Below are 255 nucleotides of genomic sequence, written 5' to 3'. Positions count from 1 at the left end.
CATCAAGCTGGCCTTTGTTTACTGCATCAGTAGCATTGGTGCCTGCTGCTACGTTACTGATGGTGTTGCCTGCAGCATCAATACCAGTCTTGGTCACACTTGGTCCACCAGTGATGGTTAAACCATTGGTATCCAGCTTACTGTCCCCTGCCGTTACACTGTCAATATTCAGATCACGGTTTAAGCCATACTGAATCGTATTGCCGGTCTTGGTCACTTTCAGGTTCGTTTCACCTGCAACCGTACCAATATCAA

General features: G+C 47.1%; 1 pseudogene. It reads right to left on the bottom strand.

The window, feature by feature from the left end:
- Nucleotides 1-255: pseudogene (locus tag ACH63V_RS18205) on the bottom strand (hemagglutinin); the annotation flags it as partial.

Source organism: Acinetobacter sp. ABJ-A23_2, assembly GCF_044538765.1.
GTDB lineage: Bacteria > Pseudomonadota > Gammaproteobacteria > Pseudomonadales > Moraxellaceae > Acinetobacter > Acinetobacter nosocomialis_A.
The sequence above is the reverse complement of the archived record's forward strand: the minus strand, read 5'-3'. Positions and strand labels throughout refer to the sequence as shown.